The sequence below is a fragment of the Novosphingobium resinovorum genome (assembly GCF_001742225.1).
GTDB lineage: Bacteria > Pseudomonadota > Alphaproteobacteria > Sphingomonadales > Sphingomonadaceae > Novosphingobium > Novosphingobium resinovorum_A.
Genome location: NZ_CP017075.1, coordinates 2,367,055 through 2,390,541 on the forward strand (window position 1 = coordinate 2,367,055; position 23,487 = coordinate 2,390,541).

General features: G+C 65.8%; 19 protein-coding genes. 8 read left to right on the forward strand and 11 right to left on the reverse strand.

Translation table 11 applies throughout. The features are described 5' to 3' along the window. Window positions 1-11: 11 nt before the first annotated feature. The 6 genes from BES08_RS11180 to lgt all read right to left on the reverse strand — a co-directional run bounded on the left by BES08_RS11180 (window position 12) and on the right by lgt (window position 6,070). Window positions 12-1,397, reverse strand: coding sequence for a M16 family metallopeptidase (locus tag BES08_RS11180; RefSeq protein ID WP_069708315.1), 1,386 nt, complete (start codon window positions 1,395-1,397; stop codon window positions 12-14). A gap of 11 nt (window positions 1,398-1,408) precedes the next feature. Next, window positions 1,409-2,833: a M16 family metallopeptidase gene (locus BES08_RS11185; RefSeq protein WP_069708316.1), complete on the reverse strand. Its 1,425-nt coding sequence runs from the start codon at window positions 2,831-2,833 to the stop codon at window positions 1,409-1,411. 189 nt (window positions 2,834-3,022) lie between these two features. Beyond that, on the reverse strand, window positions 3,023-3,511 hold the full coding sequence (locus BES08_RS11190) for a DUF2306 domain-containing protein (RefSeq protein WP_036526931.1): 489 nt from the start codon (window positions 3,509-3,511) through the stop codon (window positions 3,023-3,025). Beyond that, entirely contained in the window at window positions 3,508-4,140 is a 633-nt protein-coding gene (locus BES08_RS11195) for a TMEM175 family protein (RefSeq protein ID WP_231957953.1), read from the reverse strand. Before BES08_RS11195 ends, BES08_RS11190 begins: the two co-directional genes overlap by 4 nt. Beyond that, on the reverse strand, window positions 4,116-5,177 hold the full coding sequence (locus tag BES08_RS11200) for a class I SAM-dependent methyltransferase (RefSeq protein ID WP_069708318.1): 1,062 nt from the start codon (window positions 5,175-5,177) through the stop codon (window positions 4,116-4,118). The genes BES08_RS11195 and BES08_RS11200 overlap by 25 nt, the downstream gene beginning before the upstream one ends. Then, on the reverse strand, window positions 5,177-6,070 hold the full coding sequence (gene lgt / locus BES08_RS11205; protein ID WP_069708319.1) for a prolipoprotein diacylglyceryl transferase: 894 nt from the start codon (window positions 6,068-6,070) through the stop codon (window positions 5,177-5,179). Before lgt ends, BES08_RS11200 begins: the two co-directional genes overlap by 1 nt. A 270-nt stretch (window positions 6,071-6,340) precedes the next feature. Between lgt and BES08_RS11210 the strand changes: the two genes are divergently transcribed. The 3 genes from BES08_RS11210 (at window position 6,341) to BES08_RS11220 (ending at window position 11,179) form a co-directional block, all read left to right on the forward strand. After that, complete coding sequence (locus tag BES08_RS11210) at window positions 6,341-9,094, forward strand: [protein-PII] uridylyltransferase (RefSeq protein ID WP_069708320.1); 2,754 nt, start codon at window positions 6,341-6,343, stop codon at window positions 9,092-9,094. Window positions 9,095-9,233: 139 nt separating this feature from the next. Beyond that, complete coding sequence (locus BES08_RS11215; protein WP_069708321.1) at window positions 9,234-10,403, forward strand: DUF3734 domain-containing protein; 1,170 nt, start codon at window positions 9,234-9,236, stop codon at window positions 10,401-10,403. Continuing rightward, the gene (locus BES08_RS11220; RefSeq protein WP_069708322.1) at window positions 10,400-11,179 is read left to right on the forward strand and encodes a 3-hydroxybutyrate dehydrogenase; all 780 of its coding nucleotides are present in this window, start codon (window positions 10,400-10,402) and stop codon (window positions 11,177-11,179) included. The genes BES08_RS11215 and BES08_RS11220 overlap by 4 nt, the downstream gene beginning before the upstream one ends. Before the next feature lie 144 nt (window positions 11,180-11,323). Here the strand turns inward: BES08_RS11220 and BES08_RS11225 are convergent, their stop codons facing one another. From BES08_RS11225 to BES08_RS11235, 3 genes are all read right to left on the reverse strand, one after another. Beyond that, on the reverse strand, window positions 11,324-12,352 hold the full coding sequence (locus BES08_RS11225; RefSeq protein WP_069708323.1) for an aspartate-semialdehyde dehydrogenase: 1,029 nt from the start codon (window positions 12,350-12,352) through the stop codon (window positions 11,324-11,326). A 331-nt stretch (window positions 12,353-12,683) separates the two neighbouring features. After that, complete coding sequence (locus tag BES08_RS11230; protein ID WP_069708324.1) at window positions 12,684-14,015, reverse strand: glutamate--tRNA ligase; 1,332 nt, start codon at window positions 14,013-14,015, stop codon at window positions 12,684-12,686. A gap of 33 nt (window positions 14,016-14,048) precedes the next feature. Continuing rightward, a complete protein-coding gene (locus BES08_RS11235) occupies window positions 14,049-15,233 on the reverse strand; it encodes a benzoate/H(+) symporter BenE family transporter (protein WP_036526969.1) in 1,185 nt (394 codons plus the stop codon). Window positions 15,234-15,399: 166 nt separating this feature from the next. Here BES08_RS11235 and BES08_RS11240 point away from each other — a divergent pair, with 166 nt between their 5' ends. Next, window positions 15,400-17,553, forward strand: a complete 2,154-nt coding sequence (locus BES08_RS11240; RefSeq protein WP_069708325.1) for a TonB-dependent siderophore receptor — start codon at window positions 15,400-15,402, stop codon at window positions 17,551-17,553. A 161-nt stretch (window positions 17,554-17,714) separates the two neighbouring features. Here BES08_RS11240 and BES08_RS11245 read toward each other — a convergent pair whose 3' ends face one another. Continuing rightward, window positions 17,715-19,370: an NAD+ synthase gene (locus BES08_RS11245; RefSeq protein WP_069708326.1), complete on the reverse strand. Its 1,656-nt coding sequence runs from the start codon at window positions 19,368-19,370 to the stop codon at window positions 17,715-17,717. Window positions 19,371-19,605: 235 nt separating this feature from the next. Beyond that, window positions 19,606-19,779, reverse strand: coding sequence for a hypothetical protein (locus BES08_RS33605; RefSeq protein WP_170065941.1), 174 nt, complete (start codon window positions 19,777-19,779; stop codon window positions 19,606-19,608). A gap of 168 nt (window positions 19,780-19,947) precedes the next feature. On the opposite strand from BES08_RS33605, the gene BES08_RS11250 reads away from it, so the two are divergent. The 4 genes from BES08_RS11250 to BES08_RS11265 are packed head-to-tail and all read left to right on the forward strand — an operon-like array spanning window position 19,948 to window position 23,400. Further along, window positions 19,948-20,931 (forward strand): ArsR/SmtB family transcription factor, encoded by a 984-nt coding sequence (locus BES08_RS11250; protein WP_069708327.1) that lies wholly within the window; start codon window positions 19,948-19,950, stop codon window positions 20,929-20,931. Beyond that, the gene (gene metF, locus BES08_RS11255; protein WP_069709226.1) at window positions 20,931-21,839 is read left to right on the forward strand and encodes a methylenetetrahydrofolate reductase [NAD(P)H]; all 909 of its coding nucleotides are present in this window, start codon (window positions 20,931-20,933) and stop codon (window positions 21,837-21,839) included. Before BES08_RS11250 ends, metF begins: the two co-directional genes overlap by 1 nt. Then, window positions 21,836-22,882: a homocysteine S-methyltransferase family protein gene (locus BES08_RS11260; RefSeq protein ID WP_069708328.1), complete on the forward strand. Its 1,047-nt coding sequence runs from the start codon at window positions 21,836-21,838 to the stop codon at window positions 22,880-22,882. Before metF ends, BES08_RS11260 begins: the two co-directional genes overlap by 4 nt. Continuing rightward, on the forward strand, window positions 22,882-23,400 hold the full coding sequence (locus tag BES08_RS11265) for a GNAT family N-acetyltransferase (protein WP_069708329.1): 519 nt from the start codon (window positions 22,882-22,884) through the stop codon (window positions 23,398-23,400). Before BES08_RS11260 ends, BES08_RS11265 begins: the two co-directional genes overlap by 1 nt. Window positions 23,401-23,487 lie beyond the last annotated feature (87 nt).

The following is a 23,487-nucleotide window of genomic DNA, read 5'->3' on the forward strand; positions in this document are numbered from 1 at the left end:
TGCCATGACGCTTACTTCTTCGGCAGCTTCGCCGCGATCTCCGGCACTTTCTCAAGCTGCGGGCGCACGCTCTCCAGCGGTCCGACGATCACAACGCTCAGCTTGTCCACCGACAGTTCGCGCTTCGCGGCGGTCTGGAAATCCGCCGCCTTGAGCGCGCTCGCCCGGCCGACGTAGCCATTGAGGTAGTCCACCCCCAGCCCTTGCACATCGAGGTTGGCCAGCGATCCCGCCAGCCCATCGCGCGAGGACAGGCCCAGCACGAAGGTCCCGTTCATGTAATTGCGGATGCCCTGCACTTCGGCATCGGTGGGGAGAGTGTCCTGCATGCGCCGGATCTCCTTGTAGATCTCGGTGATCGCAGGCCCGGTCGATTCGGCTGTGATATCTGCGTCCTCCACCCAGAACGCCCCCTGCACCCGCTGCGAGAGCGACGCGCTGGGCGAGTAGGTGTAGCCCTTGTCCTCGCGGATGTTGCGGGTAATGCGCGAGGAGAAATAGCCGCCCAGCAGCGTGTTGGTGGCGCGGAAATCCATGTCGTAGCCGGGCTTGGCAACCCGCTTGCCGATCCATACGGTCGACTGCGGCGCGCCCGGCCGGTCGATCAGCACGACCTTGGGCGCGGGCTCGGCGGGCACGGGCAATGCGGTGGGTGCAGCGCCTGCCGCCCAGCCGCCGAACGCTTTCTCGACCGCCGCGCGCACCGTGGTAGGGTCGAAGCGGCCGACGATATAGAGATGCGTGCGCGCCGCGCCGAAGTTGCCGGCATGGAACGCCTTGATCTGCTCCAGCGTGTAGCCCGACAGCTGCTGCGGCGTCGGGAACGTGCGCCCATAGGGATGCTCGGGATAGAGCGCCGCCGAGAATGCCTCGGACGCGATGGAGCCGGGGGTGGACTTGGCCACCATCAGGTTGCGCAGCATGTCGGCGCGCACCTTCTCCAGTTCCTCGGCCTTGAAGTCGGGGCGCTGGAGCAGGTCGGCGACGAGGGCGACGGCATCAGGCGTCGATTCCCCCAGCACGTCGATCATCGCCGAACTGGAATCGAGGCCGGTCGAAAGCGCCAGCGAACCGCCCATCCCGGCGGCGGCCTCGGCCAACTGCGAGGCGTCGCGCCCCCCTGCGCCCTTCTGCATCAAGGCGCCGGTGAGGTCGGCGAGCCAAACGTTCTGGCCGTCATCGATATTGCCGGTGCGTACGCTGGCAACGATCGTGACCTTCGGCACGTTGCCGTGCTGCGCCATGGTCACCTTCATGCCGTTGGCAAGCGTGAACTCGGTCAGCGGCGGCAGAGCGAAGGGTTTGGGCGCGGCCGGGGCGGGCGGCGCTTCCTTTGCCAAAGCAGGAGCGGCGGTCAGCGCCAGCGCGGCGGTGCAGAGGAGAAGATTCCGGATCATGATGCCCTCCCTCACTTCGCGGCCGCCGGAGCCGCGGCGACGGCGCCGGGCTTCAGGCTGATCACGGTACGGTTGGTCGAACGCAGGTATTCGCGCGCGGTCTTGCGGATCAGTTCGGGCGTGACCTTCTCGATCTCCGCCTCCATCCGGTTGATCCGCCCCGGATCGTCGTCGAACAGCGCGAAGCTGGCGAGCAGGTTGACCAGCCCGAAGCGGTAGCCATCGCCCACGGTATCGTAGATCTCGGAGCGGGCCTTGGTCTTGGCACGGGCAAGCTCGGCCGGAGTGACGAGGGTGTCCTGCAAGTCCTTCACCACCGCGTCGATGTCGGCGAGAATGGCGTCGTCAGTCACTTCCGGCCCGTGAATCAGGAACGCCGACCACAGCATCGGCCCGTTGTAGTCGTAGGCGCTGCCGAGCGGCCAGTTGATGCCGCCCGAGACATTGCCCGCATAGCCCTTCTGGTTCACCAGCACCCGGGTCAGCCGGCTGTCCGCACCCTGGATCAGCATGAGGTCGATCAGCCGCATCGCCGCCCACTCGGGTGTGTTCTTGGGCGGGACGTGATAGGCCCATGCCAGCGCCGGTTGCGGCGCGAGCGGGTCGGTCTTTTCGGAGCGCTTTTCCGCCGTCTGGCGCGGCTCGGAAATATCGGGGAACTTGAGCGCGCCCGAGGCCGGGATCGGCCCGAAATACTTCTCGGTCCAGGCCATGACCTGCCTCGGATCGACGTCGCCCGCGACGACCAGCACGGCGTTGTTGGGCGCGTAGTAATCCTTGAAGAACTGCTGCACGTCGGTCAGCGTCGCTGCGTCGATCTCCTTGAGATCGCCGTAGAAATTATGCGCGTTGTACCAGTTCGTATTCGCCAGCTGCGGCAGGTCGAGCCACGGGAAGCCGCCATAGGGCTGGTTGATGACGTTGACCTTGACCTCGTTCTTCACCACGCCCTGCTGGTTGGTCAGGTTGTCCTGCGTGATGTCGAGGCCCTTCATCCGGTCTGCCTCGGCCCACAGGAACGTCTCGGTCGTGTTGCTGGGGATCGCCTCGTAGTAGTTCGTGAAATCGAACCGGGTGGAGCCGTTGAGCACGCCGCCGTTGGCGTTGACGAGGCCGATGAATTCCGCCTTGCCCAGGTTCTTCGAGCCCTGGAACATCATGTGCTCGAACAGGTGCGCGAAGCCGGTGCGGTCTTTCGGCTCGATACGGAAGCCGATACCGTAATACACGCCGACGGTAGCGGTAGGCACCGAATGATCAGGCGAGATCACTACCTTCAGACCGTTGGCGAGCTTGTGGTATTCGACCGGCACTTGCCCCTTCGCGGGCGCCGGAGCAGCGGAGGCCTTGGGAGCCGCCAGCACGGGCGAAACGGAAAGCGGCGCCAGCGAGGCGGCGGCTAGCAGAACGGCGCGACGAACGGTGCCGAATCTCATGGCGATGGTGCTCCCGGATGTGTCCCTGTTGATACGCCCCGGCAGGAGAAGCCGACTGCGCAACCGCTTGGCAATGCCAGACTATCCGTGAGCGGCCGGTTTGCAATCGACAAGCGACATTCGTCATCGACGAACGACTTGCGATTACAGAATTTTCACCGGAGCAATCCCTGGCGGGGTGGCTCCCCCTCAACCGAACAACCAGTGCCCCAGCAGCCGGTCGAACGGGAAGGTGAAGAAACCCGCGATCAGCAGCGCACCGATGATCAGCCCGCGCACCGTGCGACGATGGCGGGCGACGTTGCCCTTGCGCGCGGCGAGCACCAGCACCGGCACCATCACGATGGTGAAGACCGAAAGGATATGGATCAGGCTGAAATGGCCGGGCTTGGTCGTCACGAACAGGCTGTCGACGGCGGTGAGGAACATCGCCCCCGCCCAGGCATAACCGAGCGCGCGATGGCCGGGCGTCCCCCGCCGCTTCCACAACAGCACCGGGGTCAGCGCCAGAGCTACGACGATCGTGAGCAAGTGCAGCCAGATGACGCCGGGAATGTTCGCCCATTCGGACATGCCCTTGAGCACCGCGACCCCGACGAAACCCAGCATGACGAGCGCCAGTGCCCCTAGCAGCTTCTCCAGCCGATCGGGCGCGATGGACTTGACGGTACTGCTCATGCGGCACCCTTGCGGTGAAATACCAGGCGCCACAGCGGCAGCGTGACCATCGCGAACTGGCTGATCTGCGGAATGACGAAAGCAAGCGCGACCGCAAGCGCCGCAGCGGCGATCACGCCGGGCGAACCGCTGTAGCGATTATCGGGACCGGGCACCGCCAGCCCCTTGTGCTCGATCCAGAACATCAGGAACCAGGCCAGAATCCCGGTCAGCAGCAGATTCAGGTTGTAGCACAGCGCCGGGACGAAGGTATTGTGCCCCGCCGCCACGAATGCGGTGGTGAAGGGCATCACGCCGATCGCCAGCAGGTAGAGCAGGTTCGGCCAGACCAGCGCCACGTCGAAATGCGTCACCCGGCTGAATATCTGGTGATGCGACAGCCAGAACCGTCCGATCACCAGGAAACTGAGCACGAACGCCAGGAAATTGGGGATGAGCCTACCCAATTCCGCCCAATATTCATGAACCGGTGCGTCGGGGGGAAGATGCGGCACCTCGATCTCGAGCACCAGCAAGGTGATGGCGATGGCAAAGACCGCATCCGAAAAGAACACGATCCGTTCGAGCGCGAATTTCGCGCCGCCGTGCAGTTCTGACATACTCATCAGAAGCCTGCGCCGTTTGGCCAACTCTGCGCGGCCAGCCCCATGACCTTGAACAATTGCCCCATCTGCCCCTCGTCGATCAGTCGATCCTTGTCGGAGTTTATGGCAGAAGATTGTTGCGGTGCAACAGCGCAAAGTTGCGCGGCGCGCGTTTCGATGCCGAGCGCGCGCAGGAATGCTCCTTGCGTCACCGTGCCGAGATGGCGCGCACCGCCCGCGACGGCGACTTCGGCCATCGTCGCGAAATCGACGAGGCAGGTAAGGTCCGCTTCGCCCGGATGCGCGAAGGGATCGACCTTCGTATGCGCGCGGATCGCCTGCAGAGTCGAACCGGTACGCTTTTCGGCGTAGCCGTAGTCGATCAGCAGCGCCGCCCCGCCCTGCCCCTGAAGGCGACGGGCGATCTCGTCGATCACGGCGGCCGCGCCGGGGCAAGTCTCGATCAGGGTCTGCTCGGACGCTTCGAGCCATGCCTCGGGCACGGCGGCGTCCATCGGACGATCGCTGGCGACCGGCACGAAGCGGTGGCCTTCGAGGCCGACCATGCGCTCGCGCCAGCCTGCCGCCGTCTTCACCATCTGGCGCACCGGGAGGGCATCGAGGAACTCGTTGCCGACCAGCAGCAGCGGGCCGTCAGTGGGCAGGCTGTCCATGTCGGCGTGCCACTGCGCATCAGGCACTGCCTTGCGCTGCTCGGCGCGCAGGGCCCCAGAGCCTTCGACGAGATGGACCTCGGGGCTCAGTCCCTGCTTGCGCATAACCCGCAGCGCATCGCGCGCGAGAGTGCCACGACCGGGGCCCAGCTCGACGTAGTGCACCGTCGCCGGAGCGCCCGCGCGCATCCAGATATCGGTCAACCACAGGCCGATCAGTTCGCCGAACATCTGGCTGATTTCGGGCGCGGTGACGAAATCGCCCGCGCCGCCGAGCGGGTCCTTGCCGGAGTAATAGCGGGCGTTCGATTCGCCCATGTACTGCTGGAGCGAAATCGGCCCGTAATTGGCGATCAGCCGCCGGAAGACGGCTGCCAGAGAGTCTTCGCCCCCGGCTTCGTCGCTCATCAGGTTATCTCGATAGGACGCCGGGTGGACAGTTCGGGCTTGGTCAGCGCGCGGGCGATCAGGAACAGGCCGAGCAGGATCAGCGGGATCGTCAGCCACTGGCCCATCGACAGGCCGGTGACCTGCGCGAAGCGCTGGAGCTGGGCGTCAGGCTCGCGGAAGAACTCGACGATGAACCGGGCCGAGGCGATGCCGGTGGTGAAGACGCCGACCAGCAGGCCGGGCCGGAAGCGCGCGCGGGTCTTCCAGTAGAGCGTGAGCATGACGATGATCATCAGCAGGCCCTCGAGCCCGGCTTCGTAAAGCTGGCTCGGATGGCGCGGCAGCGGTCCGGCGTCGGGGAAGACCATCGCCCAGGGCAGCGGCCCGGAGACGACGCGGCCCCACAGTTCGCCGTTCACGAAGTTGGCGAGGCGGCCGAACAGCATGCCGAAGGGCACGCAGACCGACACGAAATCCGCCACGCGGATCAGGCTCAGCTGGTTGCGCCAGGAAACCCAGGCCATCGCCAGCATCACGCCGATGAGGCCCCCATGGAAGCTCATGCCGCCGTGCCACAGCTTCACCAGTTCGGCCGGGTGCAGCCATAGGCTCGGGATATCGGAGCCGCCGCCGGTGTAGAAGGTTGCATAGCCGAGCCGTCCGCCAAGGATGATGCCGACGGTGCAGTAGAAGAACAGATCGTCGGCATGGCGCTGCGCCAGCGGGGCGCCGGGCTCGCGGATCATGCGGCTGAGGTGCCAGTAACCCAGCACGATCCCCGCCAGATAGGCTAGCGAGTACCAGCGCAGCTCGAAACTGCCGATGCGGAACAGGTAGTTCGTGAGGCCGAGTTCGACCCAGTAGATGGGCTTTGGCGCCTGGGCGGCGGCGGCAAGCAGTGTCAGGGACAAGTGGCGGACCTCGTATGCTTCATTTCGCGGCCTTCTGGCATAGGGCGATGCGCGATGGTAGCGGGCTTTTCACTTTCGCGCGGTAAGGTCCGTATGCGGATGGGGCTTCGACAGGCTGTGCTGTGACCCTTCGACAAGCTCAGGGTGAGCGGCGTTTGGGGTAAACCTCTCCAATCCGCTCAGGCTGAGCCTGTCGAAGCCCCATCCGGCACAAAAGTCCGGGACGACGAATACTTCCCCAATTCCAAGGCAGTCTCTAAGTCAGGACGCATGAGCAGCGTGATCCGAATCCCCTCCCCCCGTTCCGTGATCGACCGGCGCGAACTTGTGCAGACGATCGAGAAGCTGGTGGACGCCTATGGCGCCGCCAAGGGACGGCGCTACATCGTCGAAACGCTGCGCACTGCCCTTGCCGACGGGCGCGAGGAAATCGCCCGCCGCCTCGACGCCAAGCCCTCGGCCGGGCACGAGGTCGCCGAGGCGCAGGCATTCCTCACCGACCAGCTGATCCGCGTCATCCACGATCACATCGTCACCAACGTCTACCCGGCCGGAAACCGCTCCAAGGGCGAGCGGCTGACGATCATGGCGGTCGGCGGCTATGGCCGGGGCGAGATGGCGCCGCATTCCGACGTGGACATCGCGTTCCTCACCCCGATCAAGCAGACGCCGTGGTGCGAGCAGGTGATCGAGGCGATGCTATACTTCTTATGGGACCTGTCGCTGAAGATCGGCCATTCGAGCCGCTCGCTCGACGACATGGTGCGCATGTCGAAGTCGGACCTGACGATCCGCACCGCGATGCTGGAGGGCCGCTACGTCTGGGGCGACCAGGACCTCTACGAGGAGGCCCGCGCCCGCTTCTTCAAGGACGTCGTCTCGGGCACAGAGCGCCAGTTCGTGGTCGAGAAGCTGGCCGAGCGCGAAGAACGCCACAAGCGCATGGGCGACAGCCGCTACGTCGTCGAGCCTAACGTCAAGGAGGGCAAGGGCTCCTTGCGCGATCTCCACGCGCTCTACTGGATCGGCAAGTATATCCACAAGGTCCGCTCGCCCGCCGAACTGGTCGACGTGGGGCTGCTGACGGCCAAGGAATACCGCAGTTTCCGCCGCGCCGAGAACTTCTTCTGGGCGGTGCGCTGCCACCTTCACACCATCACCCGCCGCGCCGAGGACCGCCTGACCTTCGACCTCCAGCGCGAGGTGGCGGCGCGCATGAACTTCTCCGACCGGCCCGGCAAGAGCGCGGTCGAACGATTCATGCAGATGTTCTTCCTGCAGGCCAAGGTGGTCGGCAGCCTGACCGGCGTGTTCCTCGCGCAGCTCGACGAGCAGTTCGCCAAGCGCCAGCCGCGCGGGCTGCTGGCGGGTTTCCGCGCCCGCGAACGGCTGCTCAAGGGCTACAAGGTGTTCGGCGGCCGTCTGCGCGCGCCCTCGGACGACTGGTTCGAGAGCGACCCCGTCCGGATGATCGAGATCTTCGTCCTCGCCGAGCGCGAGGGCCTGGAAATCCACCCCGAAACACTGCGCCTGATCTCCCGCGATGCCGCGCTGATCAAGGACGACGTGCGGAGCGACAAGCGCGCCAACGAGCTGTTCATGGAACTGCTCACCAGCCGCCGGAACCCCGAAGTCGCGCTGCGCAGCTTCAACGAGGCGGGGGTGTTCGGCCGCTTCGTCACCGAGTTCGGGCGCGTCAACGCGCAGATGCAGTTCGACATGTACCACCACTACACGGTGGACGAGCACACCATCCGCGCCATCGGCCTCGTCTCGCGCATCGAGAAGGGCGAGCTGAAGGACGACCACCCCCTCGCGCATGAAGTGATCCACAAGGTCCGCTCGCGCCGGGCGCTCTACGTCTCGGTGCTGCTCCACGATATCGCCAAGGGCCGCAAGGGCGACCACTCGGTGCTGGGCGCCGAGATCGCGCTGAAGCTGTGCCCGCGCTTCGGGCTGGACGAGGAGGAGACCGAACTGGTCTCCTGGCTGGTGCGCCATCACCTGCTGCTCTCCGCCACCGCGATGAAGCGCGATCTGTCGGACGGCAAGACCATCGCCGACTTCGTCGAGGTGGTGCAGTCGGTCGATCGCCTGCGCCAGCTGACGGTGCTCACCATCGTCGACATCCGCGCGGTCGGGCCGGGCACCTGGAATTCGTGGAAACGCCAGCTGATCGCCACGCTCTACGGCGCAGCCGAGGAACGCCTGCGTCTGGGCCATGCCGAATTCGGCCGTCCTAAGCGGGTCGAGGCCAAGAAGGCGCAGGTCGAGGCGATGGGCGGCGCCTATGCCGCGCTGGTCGAGAAGGTCGGCGCGATCCTCGGCGACGCCTACTGGATCGCCGAACCCGAAGACGTCATCGCCCGCAACCTCATCCAGCTCGATGCTTCGGACGACGAACCGCTGTCGATCTCGACCGAATACTACCCGGCCCGCGGGGCGACGCTGGTGACGGTGATCGCCTCGGACCACCCCGGCCTGTTCTACCGCATCGCCGGGGGCATCCATCTGGCGGGCGGCAACATCATCGACGCGCGCATCCACACCACCCGCACCGGCCGCGCGGTCGACAACTTCCTCGTGCAGGACCCGCTCGGCCGCCCGTTCATGGAGTACGGGCAGCTACGCCGCCTCGAACTCACCATCGAGAACGCGCTCGCCAACCGCATCAAGATTCTGCCGCAGCTGGTCGCCAAGCCCGATGCGCGCCCGCGCGCCGACGCCTTCGACGTGCGCCCGCGCGTCCTGTTCGACAACAAGGCGTCGAACCGCTTCACCGTGGTCGAGATCAACGCGCGCGACCGCCCGGCGCTGCTCAACCGGCTGGCGCATGCGCTGTTCGAATCCAAGCTGATGGTCCACTCGGCCCATATCGCGACGTATGGCGAACGCGCGGCGGACACCTTCTACGTGACGGACCTGCTGGGCGAGAAGATCACCGCCGCCCCGCGCATCAAGGCGATCGAGCGGCGCCTGCTGGAGGCCACCAGCGAGCCCAGCCTGGAGGAAGCGGTGGCGTGATCCTCCATCGTCATTGCGAGCGCAGCGAAGCAATGACGAAGTGTGGAGGAGACAACCTCTCGCAAATGCACATTGAAAGGAACCGCACACTGCCCCACATGTTGCACCGCAACAGGTTCCTCTCAAACAGGACGGCGCCGTGAACGCACCTGATCCCGATCCCCAATCCGTACTCGTACTGCAGGGCGGCGGAGCCCTCGGCGCTTATCAGGCCGGCGTCTACGAAGCGCTGGCGACACGTGACATCGCTCCCGACTGGGTCGCGGGCATATCCATCGGCGCGATCAACGCCGCCCTGATCGCCGGAAACGCCCCTCAGGACCGCATCCCCGCACTCAAAAAGTTCTGGCACGGCATCTCGCGCGAACTGCAGTACCGCCTCGACGAACCGATCGGCTTCGCCCGCCGCGCCTTCAACGAGGCTTCGGCGCAATATGCCGCCACCATGGGCCTGCCCGGCTTCTTCACCCCGCGCTGGCCAATGCCCTTGCCCGAGTGGCCGAACCACCTCTCGCGCCTGAGCTATTACGACACCGCGCCGCTGCGCCAGACGCTCCTCGACCTCGTCGATTTCGAACGCCTCAACAGTGCGGAAACCCGCTTCAGCGTCGGCGCCGTCAACATGCTCAAGGGCAACTTCGCCTACTTCGACAATACCGAGCGCACCATCGGCCCCGAGCACATCATGGCCAGCGGCGCCCTGCCCCCCGGCTTCCCGCCGGTGGAAATCGACGGCGAATGGTACTGGGACGGCGGCCTCGTCTCCAACACGCCGCTGCAATACGTGCTCGACAACCGCTCGATGCAGGAGATGAACGTCTACCAGGTTGACCTGTTCTCCTCGCGCGGGATCATCCCGACCTCGATGGCCGACATCGCCCAGCGCGAGAAGGACATCCGCTTTTCCAGCCGCACCCGGCTCAATACCGACACCTCGAAAGCCCTCCAGAAACTGCGCGCCGCCGCTAAGCGCCTCGCCCGCAGACTGCCCGAGGAATTCCAGGACGACCCCGATCTCGCCCGCCTGCTCGACTGCCGCCCGGCAGGCGCGGTCGCGGTGATGCACCTCATCAACCGCGCGCACGGTTACGAGACGAACTCCAAGGACTACGAGTTTTCGCGCCTGACCATCGACGAGCACTGGCATTGCGGACATGTCGATGCCGAGCATTCGCTGCGCCATCCGGACTGGGTGAACCGCGACATCGACCCCGATGAAATCGTGACTTTCGACCTTGCCGGAGACCGCGCGGGCGTCCGCCTGAAACATCCCCTCGCCTCGAATTCTTCAAATGGAGCAGCAGCATGAAGCTCAAGGACAAGGTCTGCATCGTCACCGGCGCCGCCAGCGGCATCGGCAAGGCCATCGCCGACATCTACGCGGGTGAAGGCGGCAAGGTGGTGATCGCCGACCTCAACCTCGAAGCCGCGCAGAAGGCCGCCGACGATATCGTCGCCAGCGGCGGGCAGGCCATGGCCGTGGCGATGGACGTCACCAGCGAGGAGCAGGTGAACGACGGCGTCGCCAAAGTCATCGCCGCCTGGGGCACGGTGGACGTGCTGGTCTCCAACGCGGGCATCCAGATCGTCAACCCGGTCGAGAACTACGCCTATTCCGACTGGAAGAAGATGCTGGCGATCCACCTCGACGGTGCCTTCCTGACCTCGAAGGCGGTGCTGCCGCACATGTACGCAGCTGGGTCGGGCTCGGTGATCTTCATGGGTTCGGTGCACTCCAAGGAAGCGAGCCCGCTCAAGAGCGCCTATGTCACCGCCAAGCACGGTCTGCTGGGCCTCTCCCGCGTGATCGCCAAGGAAGGCGGCAAGAAGGGCGTGCGCACCAACGTGATCTGCCCCGGCTTCGTACGCACCCCGCTGGTGGACAAGCAGATCCCGGAGCAGGCGAAGGAACTGGGCATCTCCGAGGAGGAAGTCATCAGCCGGGTAATGCTGGGCGGCACCGTGGACAGTGAGTTCACCACCGTGGACGACATCGCACAAGTGGCGCTGTTCTTCGCAAGCTTCCCGACCAACGCGCTGACCGGCCAGTCGCTGGTGGCAAGCCACGGCTGGTTCATGGAGTGAGGTGAAGGGAAGGCCCCACACCTTCGCCCCCAACCTTCGTCATTGCGAAGCGGCAAAGCCGCTGAAGCAATCCAGGGCGTTTCAGGCCGCCCTGGATTGCTTCGGTACGCTCGCGGGTGACGAGCGTGGGGATAGGCCTGCTCTTTACCCGATCAGCGCTTCGGCGATCTGCACCGCATTCAGCGCCGCGCCCTTGCGCAAGTTGTCGTTCGATAGGAACAGCGCGAGGCCGTTCTCCACGCCCGGGTCCTTGCGCACGCGGCCGACGAACACGGGGTCCTTGCCGGTGGCTTCCAGCGGGTTGGGCACTTCGGTCACCACTACGCCCGGCGCGCTGCGCAGCAGTTCGAGCGCACGCTCGACGCTGACGGGACGCTCGAACTCGGCATTGATCGACAGCGAGTGGCCGGTGAACACCGGCACGCGCACGCAGGTACCCGAAACCGGCAGGCCCGGGATTTCGAGGATCTTGCGGCTCTCGTCGCGCAGCTTGATCTCTTCCTCGGTGTAGCCCTCCTCGGCATAGACGTAGTTCAGCGGGACGACGTTGTGCGCCATCGGCACCGCCCACTTCTTCGCCTCGGGCAGCAGCGGCGCGGTGTCACCGGCGGCGAGTTCGCGGGTGCGATCGCCGACGTGCTCGATCTGGCTGGCCAGCACCTCGATGCCTTCGAGACCACCGCCCGACACCGCCTGATAGGTCGAGACGATCAGGCGCTTGAGCCCCGCCTCGTCATGCAGCGGACGCAGCACCGGCATCGCCGCCATGGTCGTGCAGTTCGGGTTGGCGACGATGCCCTTGGGCAGGTTCGCCAGCGCATGCGGGTTCACTTCGGCGACGACCAGCGGCACCTCCGGATCCGAACGGAAGGCCGAGGAATTGTCGATCACGATCGCCCCCGCCGCAGCGGCCTTGGGCGCGAGTTCCCTGGCGGTCGAGCCACCGGCCGAGAACAGCACGACGTCGAGCCCCGAGAAATCGGCGGTCGCCGCATCCTCGACGACTACGCCGTCGATTGCCTTGCCCGCCGAACGGGCCGAGGCGAAGAGGCGAAGCTGGGCGACGGGGAAATTGCGCTCGGCGAGGATCTCGCGGATCATCGAACCGACGAGCCCGGTCGCGCCGACGACGCCGACGTTGAGCTTCTGACCGGGGGTAAACTTAGCTGCCATGACCTATGCGTCTCCTACTTGGTAGTGGAGCAGCGCGAGGGTCTGGTGTCTTCGTTTGGAGAGCCCCGCGTGCCGTTAAGTGCGGGGTGAGTGTCGCTCTGTGCCGTTCAGTACCAGCACACCGACGCCCACCGCGCGGACGCGGTCGGTTTCGGGGTGGTAATAATGATCGGCTTCACGAACATGACCGCGCCACTAGCGGCAAGCGCGGGCGGTGTAAATGGAATTTATGTTGCGCGTGCAGCTTGGACTTCGACAGGCTCAGCCTGAGCGGGGTTGATAGACCAATTTAGAATTCCGCTCAGGCTGAGCCTGTCGAAGTCCCCGCGTTTTATCCCACCGCCCGCAGCCGCTCCAACGCCGCATCGCGCCCGATCAGCGGCAGCAGCGCACCCATGTCCGGCCCATGCTCCATGCCCGTAAGCGCCTGACGCAAAGGCAGAAACAGCGCCTTGCCCTTGCGCCCGGTGGCGTCCTTGAGCGCCCCCGTCAGCGCCTTCCAAATTCCCTCGCCCCACTCCAGCCCGGCCAGCACCTCGGCAGCCTGCGTGCAGAAGGCCCGGTCCTCGTCGGACAATTCCGCCGTCGCCACCGGCCCCGTCACGACAGCCCACCAGTCGGCCGCCTCGCCCACTTTGGCGAGGTTCGGGCGAATCGCTTCCCAAGCCGCCGCGTCCATCCCCTCGGGCAGCCGCGCGGCCACGGCATCGAAGCTAAGCGCATGGACCACGGCGGCGTTCACGCGCTCCAGTTCCGCCTCGTCAAACCGCGCAGGCGCGCGGCCGAAGTGCGAAAGATCAAAGGCCCCCGCCAACTCCTCCAGCCCCAGCAGCGGATCGACCGGATCGCTCGTCCCCAGCCGTCCGAGCAGCGCCACCAGCGCTTGCGGCTCGATCCCGACTTCCCGCAGATGCGCGACGCCCAGCGAGCCGAGACGCTTCGACAGCTTGCCCTCGGTCCCCACCAGTAGCGCCTCATGCGCGAACGCGGGCACCGGAGCGCCGAGCGCGGTGAACATCTGCACCTGCGCCGCCGTATTGGACACATGGTCCTCGCCGCGCAGGATGCTGGTCACGCCCATGGCGATGTCGTCGATCACCGAGGGCAGCATATAGAGCCACGAACCGTCGGCGCGGCGCACGACGGGATCGCTCATCTGCGCGGCGTCGAATTTCTGCGCCCCGCGCACGCCGTCGTCCCAGCCGATCGGCTCGGCATGATCGAGCAGGAAGCGCCAGTGCGGCAGGTCGCCCGCCGCGATCTTCGCGGCCTTTTCCTCGGCCGAAAGCTTCAGCGCCGCGCGGTCGTAAATCGGCGGAAGACCGCGCCCCAGCAGCACCTTGCGGCGCAAATCCAGTTCCTGCGGCGTCTCCCAGCACGGATAGACGCGGCTCGCTGCTTCCAGCTTCGCGAAGGCTTCCTCGTAGACGGCAAAGCGCGCGGACTGGCGCTCCTCACCTTCGGGATGGAGGCCCAGCCAGGCCAGATCGGCACGGATCGCCTCGACATATTCCTCTTTCGAACGCGCCGCGTCGGTATCGTCGATGCGCAGCAGGAAGCGCCCGCCCGCCTGCTTGGTCAGCAGGAAGTTGTGCAGCGCCGTGCGGATGTTGCCGACGTGAAGGTGCCCGGTGGGCGAAGGAGCGAAGCGGGTAACGGTCATGGCGCCCGCAATTACGGGGCGCTGGCCGTCAGGTCAATTTCGGCGCGCAAACGCCCACTTTGCCGCCAGTGCCGCGAATCCCGCCAGCAGCCCCCAGAACGCCGAGCCGACGCCCAGCAGCGAGACACCCGAAGCGGTGGCTGCGAACGTCAGGATCGCAGCATCGCGCTCGGACTTCTCGACCAGCATCTGCTCCACCGCACCCGAAAGCGGGGCGATCAGCGCAATCCCGGTCAGCGCGGCGATCGCGGATGAGGGCATCGCGAGGAAGAACAGCACCAGCGGCGTCGAGAACAGCGCCAGAAGCAGATAGAAACCGGCATAGATCACGCCGACCACCCAGCGGCCTGCAGCATCGGGATGCGCGTCTGACCCCGTACAGATCGCGGCCGTGATCGCCGCAAGGTTCACGCCATGCGCGCCGAACGGTGCCAGCAGGAGCGTCGCCAGGCCCGTACTCAGAAGCAAGGGCCGCGGCGCCGGCGCATAGCCGGCCGAACGCAATACCACGAGGCCAGGCAGGTTCTGCGACACCAGCGTCACCAGGAACAGCGGCACCCCGATGGAGGTCACCGCGCGCCAGTCGAACCGGGGAGCGACCGGCCGCAGGCTCCCCAGCAAGGACCCGCCGTGATGACCGGCGAGATCGCCGCGCAGCAGCAGGACCGCGATACCGGCGCCCAGCACCAGCAACAGGGCATAGAGCGGCAGCCGCTGGCGAGCGATGACGAAAACCACCAGCAGTACGCAGACCAGCAGGGCGTCGCTTTCCAAGGTCCGGAACAGCTGCAGGCAGAACGGCAACAGCACGCCCGCCAGCATCGCCGAGGCGACCGAGGCGGGGATCCGCTGCGCCGCCCGCTCCAGCACGGGTACTACCGCCAGCACGCACATCATCGCGGCCGCCGCAAGAAACGCACCGATCGCGACGGGCCAGCTTACCGCTCCGGCGCTGGCCACCAGCAATGCGGCGCCCGGCGTCGACCATGCCAGCACGACCGGTATCCGCAGGCGAAGCGACAGCAGCCCGCCGCATACGGCGATGCCCAGGCACAAGGCGGTCACCGCGGAGCCGACCTGCCCCGCGTCCGCGCCCAGTCCGCGCATCGCCTGGACGATAAGCGGGACCGTGCCCCCGAAGCCCACCAGAGCGGCAATGAAAGCGGAAGTCCAGGCTGCGAGCGGCGGAGCGGCGGATATCGAAGAACGCAAAGGCATTTCGACCGTATGCCATGTTTCTTCGCCGAAGAAACCCGGGGCCGCCAACCGCTCCCAACCGCTGCTGCGACCATCCGAAACATGAGCGCTACATTATTGCGATTGACTCGCATTTGCACTACAAATAAGTGCGCGCAAAAATCCAGCAACAATGATGAGGGTCCCAATGCGCCTGCCCGTCCGGCATTCCCTGCTCGCCAGCACGCTCCTGATCGCGCCCGCCCTTCATGGCACGGCTCATGCCAACGAGGCGGAAACTGCGACCAATTCCGACACCATCGTCGTCACCGCGGGCCTCGAACAATCCAGTTCGGCCACCGCGCTGGCGCTGCCGGTCAAGGAGACGCCGCAGTCGGTCACCATCATCGACCGCAAGCGCATCGAGGATTTCGCGATCACCAACGTCAACGACCTGCTCGAACAGGCCGTGGGCGTGAATGTCGAGCGGGTCGAGACCGACCGTACCTATTTCTCCTCGCGCGGGTTCGACGTGTCGAACTTCCAGGTCGACGGCATCGGCCTGCCGCTCGCCTGGGGCATCCAGTTCGGCGACCTCGACACCGCTCTGTTCGAGAACGTCGAGATCGTGCGCGGCGCCAACGCTATCATGACCGGAATCGGCAACCCCTCGGCCACCGTCAACTATGTGCGCAAGCGGCCGACCGACGAATTGAAGTTCACCGGATCGGCGCAACTGGGCACGCGCGACTACTGGCGCGCCGAGGGCGATGCCAACATTCCTCTCACCGACACGCTGGCCGTGCGGGCGATCTACGCGCATGAGGACCGCGACGGCTACCTTTCGTACAACCACGTCAACCGCGACGTCTACGGCGCCATCCTGCGCTGGCAGGCCACTCCGTCGCTGCGCGCGACGGTGGGCTACACGCGGCAGGAAAACGATGCCGACGGCGTGCTGTGGGGCGCGATCCCGCTGGTCTACACCGACGGCACCCGCATCGACCTCAAGCGCTCGGCTACGACCTCGGCCGACTGGACCTACTGGAATACCAAGGACCAGAGCGTATTCGGCGAACTGGTCTATGATTTCGGCGGAGGCTGGTCGGCCACCGGCATCGCGACCTACCGCCGTTTCCAGGAGAACGCCAAGCTGCTCTATGCATACGGCTACCCTGACCGTGAGACCGGCGAGGGCGTCTACGGCATGGCCGGTATCTATCCTTCGGACTACAAGCAGTACCTTGGCGACGTCTACGTCTCCGGCCCGTTCCGGCTTTTCGGACGCGAGCACAAGCTGGCCTTCGGTGTCTCGGTCTCGAAGTCCGACGCCAAGGAGTACGAGAACTTTTCCGAGGACACGGTCGTCTACCCAAGCCCTTCCGAATGGGGCGAGACCGGCATCCCCGAGCCCAGCTATCCCGGCAGTTACCTTGCCGCCGACTACAGCGACCGCCTGACCCGCGTATACGGCGCCGCGCACCTCGTCCTGACCGACCGGGTCAAGGCCGTAGTCGGCGCCAGCGCGATGTGGATCAAGTCGACCGGCTTTTCCTACGGCGCGGATCAGGCACGCAAGGACAGCAAGGTCAGCCCCTATGTCGGCGCGGTCTATGAACTGACGCCGAACGTCTCGTTCTACGCCAGCTACACCGACATCTATAACCCGCAGGTCGAAGTCGGCATCGACGGCGCGCGCCTCGATCCCGCCAAGGGCACCAGCCTTGAAGGCGGCATCAAGAGCACCTGGCTGGACGGCAAGCTCTATGCAACCGCCGCCGTATTCAAGGCCAAGCAGAAGGGCCTCGCCGAATATGCCGGCTACTTCGATGAGGACGGCTGCCCCGTCGGCGTCGACGGCGTCGCCTGCAACGGCAAGGCGGGCGGCAGCTACTACGACCCGCAGGACACCACCTCGACCGGCTTCGAGGTGGAGCTTTCAGGCCAGGTCACGCACAACTGGACTCTATCGGGCGGCTTCACGTACCTCGACATCGAGAACGCCGACGGCGACGATACCCGTACCTGGATCCCGACCAAGTCCCTCAAGCTGGCGAGCACCTATTCGGTGCCTGAACTGAACGACCTCAAGCTGGGCGCACAACTGCGCGTGCAGAATGCGACGACGGCCGTGGTCAGCGACTTGTCCGCCTATGGCGGCGTCGAAGGCGACGTGACGCTGAAGCAGAAGGGCTACGCGATCCTCGATCTCATGGCCGGGGTGCGCGTGGTCGAGCACGTGCGCGCCAGCGTCAACGTGCGCAACGTCACGAACGTGAAGTACCTCAACAGCCTCAAGTGGGGCCAGGCCTTCTACGGCGCCCCGCGCAGCGCGGTGGTTACGCTGAGCGTCGAGTACTGAGAGCGAAAGCGAAGCGGGCATCTCTATTTTGCCCGCCTCGCGCCCTCAGTTCGTCATTGCGAGCGCAGCGAAGCAATCCAGGGCGGCGTGGAACTGCCCTGGATTGCTTCGCTGCGCTCGCAATGACGGATGGTGTCAAAGCCGGGAAACTTCCCGCCCCCTCACCCGCTCCGAAACGCGTGCGTAATCGGATAGCGCCGGTCGCGCCCGAAGTTGCGCGCGGTCAACTTGACGCCCGGCGGCGACTGCCGGCGCTTGTACTCGGCACGGTGGAGCAGGAACTCCACGTGACGCACGACGCCGTGCTCGAAGCCTTCGTTGACCAGTTGCGCCACGCTCTTGTCGTGCTCCACCAGACCCACGAGGATCGGATCAAGCACGTCGTAGGGCGGCAGGCTGTCACAGTCGCGCTGGCCGTCGTACAGTTCGGCGGTGGGATCACGGGTCAGCACGCCGTCAGGAACCAGCGGACCGCCCGGGCCGAGGCCGATGCGCGGAACTTGCCCGTTCCGCCAGCGCGCCAGTGCATAGACCGTGCTCTTGTACGCATCCTTGAGCGGCGCGTAGCCACCCGCCATGGCGCCATAAATCGCCGCATAACCGACGCTCAGTTCGCTCTTGTTGGCGGTGGCGATGAGCATGGGGCCGAACTTGTTGGACAGCGCCATCAAGCCCGCCCCGCGAACCCGCGACTGGAGGTTTTCTTCCGCAAGATCACGCTGCGTACCTTCGAAGGCCTCGCCCAGCATGGCATCGAATCCATCGACGGCAGCGCCGATCGGCATCTCGGTATAGCGAATCCCCAGCGCCTCGGCGCAGGCCGCCCCGTCGTCGAGGCTCTGCCCGCTGGTGAAGCGCGAGGGCATCATCACCCCCCAGACCCGGTCTGCTCCCAGCGCATCGACGGCTATCGCCGCGCAAGTCGCGGAATCGATACCGCCCGACAGGCCCAGAACCACGCCCGGAAAGCCGTTTCGCTTCACGTAGTCGCGTAAAGCGAGGACCATCGCACTATAGATGTCCTCCGGATGCTGCGCGAGCGGCTCCAAGGCGCCGCGATCGCAGCGCCAGCCCTTGGCGGTCTTGGTCCAGCGGGTCTCCACGACCTGCTCCTCCCAGTCGCGCAGCTGTACCGCCAGCGCACCGTCGCCGTTCACCGCGAAGCTGCCCCCGTCGAACACCAGTTCGTCCTGCCCGCCGACGCGGTTGAGATAGGCCAGCGGCAGCCCGGTATCGACCGCGCGGCGCTTGGCCACGCCTTCGATGCGCAGGGCCTCCTTGTTGATCTCGTAAGGACTGCCGTTGATCGAGATGAGGATTTCCGCTCCGAAATCGGCGAGATGTCGGCAGACCTCGTAACGCCAGATGTCCTCGCCCACCGGCACCCCGATCATCGTGCCGCGCAGGATAATCGGCTCGGGCAACGGCCCAGGCTGAAACAGGCGCATCTCGTCGAAAGTGCCGTAATTGGGCAGTTCGTGCTTCAGGCGAACTGCCGCGACTTTGCCCTGATCCAGCAAAGCCACTCCATTGTGCAGCGCACCATCGAGCACGAAGGCCGACCCGACCAGCATCGCCGGACCGTCGCCGGCAGTCGATTCGGCGAGCTGCTGAAGCTGGGCCGCCGCGCGCTCGATCAGTGCGGGCTTGAGGATCAGGTCTTCTGGCGGATAGCCTACAAGGTGAAGTTCCGGGAAGACGACAAGGTCGCTGCCCTTCGCTGCCTCGCGCGCTGCCAAAATGCCGGCGGCATTGGCGGGAATGTCCCCGACCGACTGGTTGAGCTGCGCGAGCGTGATCTTCAGCGTATCGGGCATGGCCCGGTTGATGCCCCGCCCCCGGAGGCAGTGCAAACAAAAACCCGCCCTTCAGTGAAGAGCGGGTCTTGCTGCTCCACATCCGCGTAAACGCGTAATGCAGAAACAAAAAACCCTCCCATCGGGGAGGGCTTCTGTCCGTCGTGAGACGGACTTTCCACAAGCCGGTTGGACCCGGAAGCGGAAAGCGGCGGGGGTCAGTGCACCGAAAGGTAGCGCCGAACCCCCGAGCCGATTACATCGCCTCGGACGCAGCCTCGGTCGGAACGTCGGTGGCGTCACCGGTCATCAGCTCCTCGGGAGCGGTCTCGACCGAATCCGTGGTAGCTTCGGCGGCGGGCTCACCACCGCAAGCAGCGAGCGACAGTGCGGCAACCGACGCGAACGCGGCGAAAGCAATCTTCTTCATGCGAATCCCCTTGCATTGTTTGGCGCATAGGCCAACGCTTGCAGGCAAGCCTGCAGTGGCATTCTTTAGACGAGACAATGGTGCAACGCAAATAGGAATACGACAGGCGGAAATCCGCAGAATTCCTAGGGCTTGCACACATATAAAGATATCTTTATATGATCCGGCATGCGGATCGACCCTCTTCTGCGCGCTCTTTCGGAGCCGACGCGCCTGCGTATGCTGCGTCTGCTCGCGCATATGGAGCTTGCCGTGGGGGAGCTTGCGCAAGTCCTCGGCCAGAGCCAGCCGCGCGTTTCGCGCCATATAAAGATTCTGTGCGACGCCGGATTGGCCGAGCGGCGCAAGGAAGGCAGCTGGGTCTTCCTGAGAATCGCCGTATCCGAACAGGGCGAATCATCGCTCGGCACGGCGGCCGCGAATCTCCTCAACGTCGCCGAGCGTGACGACAGCCAGTTCGCCGCCCGCTGCGCCGAGGACCGCCGCCACCTCGCCGCGATCCGCGCCGGGCGCGAGGCGAGCGCCGAAGCCTACTTCGCCCGCCACGCCGCCGAATGGGACACGCTGCGCCGCCTCCACGGCGCCGACGAACCGGTCGAGGCCGCGCTGCTTCGCGCGCTGGGCGAGGAGACGATCGGCGGGTTGCTCGATGTCGGCACCGGCACAGGGCGCATGGCACAGCTTCTGTCCGCGCGCGCGGGACGGGTGACGGCGCTCGACAAGAGCCCCGAGATGCTGCGCATCGCCCGCGCCCGATTGCAGGACCTGCCCGCCGACAAGGTCGATCTGGTGCAGGGCGACTTCACCGCCCTGCCCTTCGCGCCCGACGCCTTCGACACCGTGCTCTTCCATCAGGTGCTCCACTTCGCGCAGGACCCCTCCGTCGTGCTGACCGAAGCCGCGCGCGTGCTGCGGCCGGGCGGGCGCATCGCCGTCGTCGACCTTGCCGCGCACGAGCGCGAGGAAATGCGCGAGCGCCATGCGCACGCCCGTCTCGGCTTTTCGGACGAGCAGATGCTCGCCCATCTCGCTTCCGCGGGCCTCACCCCGGCCGAGCCCGTCGCTCTGCCGGGCGACCCGCTCACCGTTAAAATCTGGACTGCGCGGCGCGATGGTGTAACCGCGCGCCCTGAAAACCGAGAGACCGTTTGATGACCGCTTCCCCACGCGCCGCAGAAACCCCGATTTTCGCAGGGTTGCCCGGCGACATTTCCGTCTCCTTCGAATTCTTCCCGCCCAAGTCGGAGAAGATGGAGGAGCAGCTGTGGGACGCAATCACCCAGCTTGCCCCGCTCGACCCGGCCTTCGTGTCGGTAACCTATGGCGCGGGCGGCTCCACCCGTGAGCGCACCCACGCCACCGTCTCACGGATCGTGAAGGAGACCGCGCTGGTTCCCGCCGCGCACCTTACCTGCGTCGCCGCCAGCAAGGGCGAGATCGACGAAGTGGTCGATCAGTACTGGGAAGCGGGCGTGCGCCACATCGTCGCGCTCCGCGGCGATCCGCTGCCGGCGGACGGCGGCCGCTTCGTGCCGCATCCCGAAGGCTATGCCAGCGCCGCGCAGCTGGTCGAAGGCATCCGCAAGCGCCACGATTTCGAAGTCTCGGTCGCGGCCTATCCCGAAGTCCACCCCGAAGCGGTGAGCGCCGAGGCCGACCTCGACAACCTGAAGCGCAAGATCGACGCCGGCGCCACCCGCGCGATCACGCAGTTCTTCTTCTCGACCGACGCCTACTTCCGCTTCATGGACAAGGCGCTGGCGGCAGGCATTACCGTACCGATCCTGCCGGGCATCATGCCGGTCACCAGCTTCGCCGCGATCCGGCGCATGTCCGGCAACACCGAGATCCCCGGCTGGCTGGAGACGATGTTCGACGGCCTCGACGATCGCCCCGGCCCGCGCGCGCTGGTTGCCGCCGTCGCGGCGGCGGACCTCTGCAAGCGCCTGTATGAAGGCGGGTCCCGCGATTTCCACTTCTACACCCTCAACCGTGCCGAGCAGGCTTACGCGATCTGCCAGCTTCTCGGCCTGCGTCCCGTCAAGGAACTTGTCGCATGAGCGTCCGTGAAACCTTCCTCGCCGAGGCGGCCAAGCGCATCCTCATCACCGACGGCGCGTTCGGCACCGAGATCCAGAACTGGAAGCTCTCGGAAGCCGACTACGCGGGCGACCTCGGCCTGTCCCACGACCAGAAGGGCAACAACGACATCCTCGCGCTGACCAAGCCCGAGGTGCCGGAGTCCATCCACCGTGCCTACTTCGAAGCCGGCGCGGACATTGCCGAGACTAACACCTTCTCCGCTAACCGCATCAGCCAGGCCGACTACGGCGCCGAGCATCTGGTTCGCGAGATCAACGTTGAATCGGCAAAGCTGGCCCGCCGCCTCGCCGACGAATATCAGGCGAAGGATGGCCGCCCGCGCTTCGTGGCGGGCGCAATCGGGCCGACCAACAAGACGCTCTCGCTCAGCCCCGACGTCAACGATCCGGGCTACCGCGAGATCGACTGGGACACGCTGGTCGACGTCTACAAGGAACAGGCCGCGGCCCTGGTCGAAGGCGGAGCGGACTTCATCCTGATCGAGACGGTGTTCGATACGCTCAACGCCAAGGCGGGCGTGATGGCGGTGCGCTATCTCGAACAGGAACTCGGCCGTGAAGTGCCGATCATGCTGTCGATGACGTTGACCGACTTGTCGGGCCGCAACCTCTCGGGCCACACGGTCGAGGCGTTCTGGCATGCGGTTCGTCATGCCAAGCCGGTGACCATAGGCCTGAACTGCTCGTTCGGCGCCACCCAGCTGCGTCCGCACGTGAAGACGCTGTCGGAGATCGCCGACACACTCATCATGATCTACCCCAACGCCGGGCTTCCCAACGAACTGGGCGCCTACGACGAGATGCCGGACACTACGGCAGCCTTCGTCGGCGAATGGGCGATCGCGGGTCAGGTCAACGTGCTGGGCGGCTGCTGCGGTTCGACCCCGGCGCACATCAAGGCCATCGCCGACAAGGTGACCGGCATGGCGCCGCGCCATCTGCCCGAACTGCAGCCGGTGACGCGCTTGGCGGGCCTCGAACCCTTCACGATGGCCGGCTGATGGATTCGCTGCCGATCTGGCGCCTACGTCCGGCCGGGCCGGACGATGCCGACGCGCTCGCTCTAGTGGGTGCGGCAACCTTCCTCGAGAGCTTCGCAGGCGTGATCGACGGCGTGGGTCTCGTCGCGCACTGCGCGAAGCAGCATTCGGCCGAGACCTACCGCGCCTATTTCGCCAAGGGCGCGAAGGCGTGGCTGGCGGAGATTGAGCCCGGCGGCGCGCCGGTGGGCTATGCGCTGCTGTGCGAGCCCGAGATCGAGCATCCGCAGCAAGGGGACATCGAGCTGAAGCGCATCTACATCCTCTCGCGCTTTCAGGGATCGACGATCGCCAGTTCGTTGATGCAGGCGGTCGTTGCGGAGTCGGCAGGCCGTTCGCGGCTGCTTCTGGGCGTCAAGGACGATAACCACCGCGCATTCTCCTTCTATGCCAAGCACGGCTTCGAGACGATCGGCACCCGCCGGTTCGACGTCGGCGGCAAGACTTACGACGACTTCGTGCTGGCGCGGGTGCTGTAGCGCCATGCCGCTTTGCCCACCCCCAGCCCCTCCCGCAAGCGGGAGGGAAGTTACTGTTCCTCTCCCCTCCCGCTTGCGGGAGGGGCT

Bases quoted from the DNA above. Each gene is read 5' to 3' on its own strand.
- BES08_RS11265 (WP_069708329.1), top strand. From the start codon at position 22,882: ATGGATTCGCTGCCGATCTGGCGCCTACGTCCGGCCGGGCCGGACGAT.
- BES08_RS11220 (WP_069708322.1), top strand. From the start codon at position 10,400: ATGAAGCTCAAGGACAAGGTCTGCATCGTCACCGGCGCCGCCAGCGGC.
- BES08_RS11225 (WP_069708323.1), bottom strand. From the start codon at position 12,352: ATGGCAGCTAAGTTTACCCCCGGTCAGAAGCTCAACGTCGGCGTCGTC.
- BES08_RS11245 (WP_069708326.1), bottom strand. From the start codon at position 19,370: ATGCCCGATACGCTGAAGATCACGCTCGCGCAGCTCAACCAGTCGGTC.
- BES08_RS11190 (WP_036526931.1), bottom strand. From the start codon at position 3,511: ATGAGCAGTACCGTCAAGTCCATCGCGCCCGATCGGCTGGAGAAGCTG.
- BES08_RS11185 (WP_069708316.1), bottom strand. From the start codon at position 2,833: ATGAGATTCGGCACCGTTCGTCGCGCCGTTCTGCTAGCCGCCGCCTCG.
- BES08_RS11250 (WP_069708327.1), top strand. From the start codon at position 19,948: ATGCGGATCGACCCTCTTCTGCGCGCTCTTTCGGAGCCGACGCGCCTG.
- BES08_RS11180 (WP_069708315.1), bottom strand. From the start codon at position 1,397: ATGATCCGGAATCTTCTCCTCTGCACCGCCGCGCTGGCGCTGACCGCC.
- BES08_RS11230 (WP_069708324.1), bottom strand. From the start codon at position 14,015: ATGACCGTTACCCGCTTCGCTCCTTCGCCCACCGGGCACCTTCACGTC.
- BES08_RS33605 (WP_170065941.1), bottom strand. From the start codon at position 19,779: ATGAAGAAGATTGCTTTCGCCGCGTTCGCGTCGGTTGCCGCACTGTCG.
- BES08_RS11240 (WP_069708325.1), top strand. From the start codon at position 15,400: ATGCGCCTGCCCGTCCGGCATTCCCTGCTCGCCAGCACGCTCCTGATC.
- BES08_RS11200 (WP_069708318.1), bottom strand. From the start codon at position 5,177: ATGAGCGACGAAGCCGGGGGCGAAGACTCTCTGGCAGCCGTCTTCCGG.
- metF (WP_069709226.1), top strand. From the start codon at position 20,931: ATGACCGCTTCCCCACGCGCCGCAGAAACCCCGATTTTCGCAGGGTTG.
- BES08_RS11235 (WP_036526969.1), bottom strand. From the start codon at position 15,233: ATGCCTTTGCGTTCTTCGATATCCGCCGCTCCGCCGCTCGCAGCCTGG.
- BES08_RS11210 (WP_069708320.1), top strand. From the start codon at position 6,341: ATGAGCAGCGTGATCCGAATCCCCTCCCCCCGTTCCGTGATCGACCGG.
- BES08_RS11260 (WP_069708328.1), top strand. From the start codon at position 21,836: ATGAGCGTCCGTGAAACCTTCCTCGCCGAGGCGGCCAAGCGCATCCTC.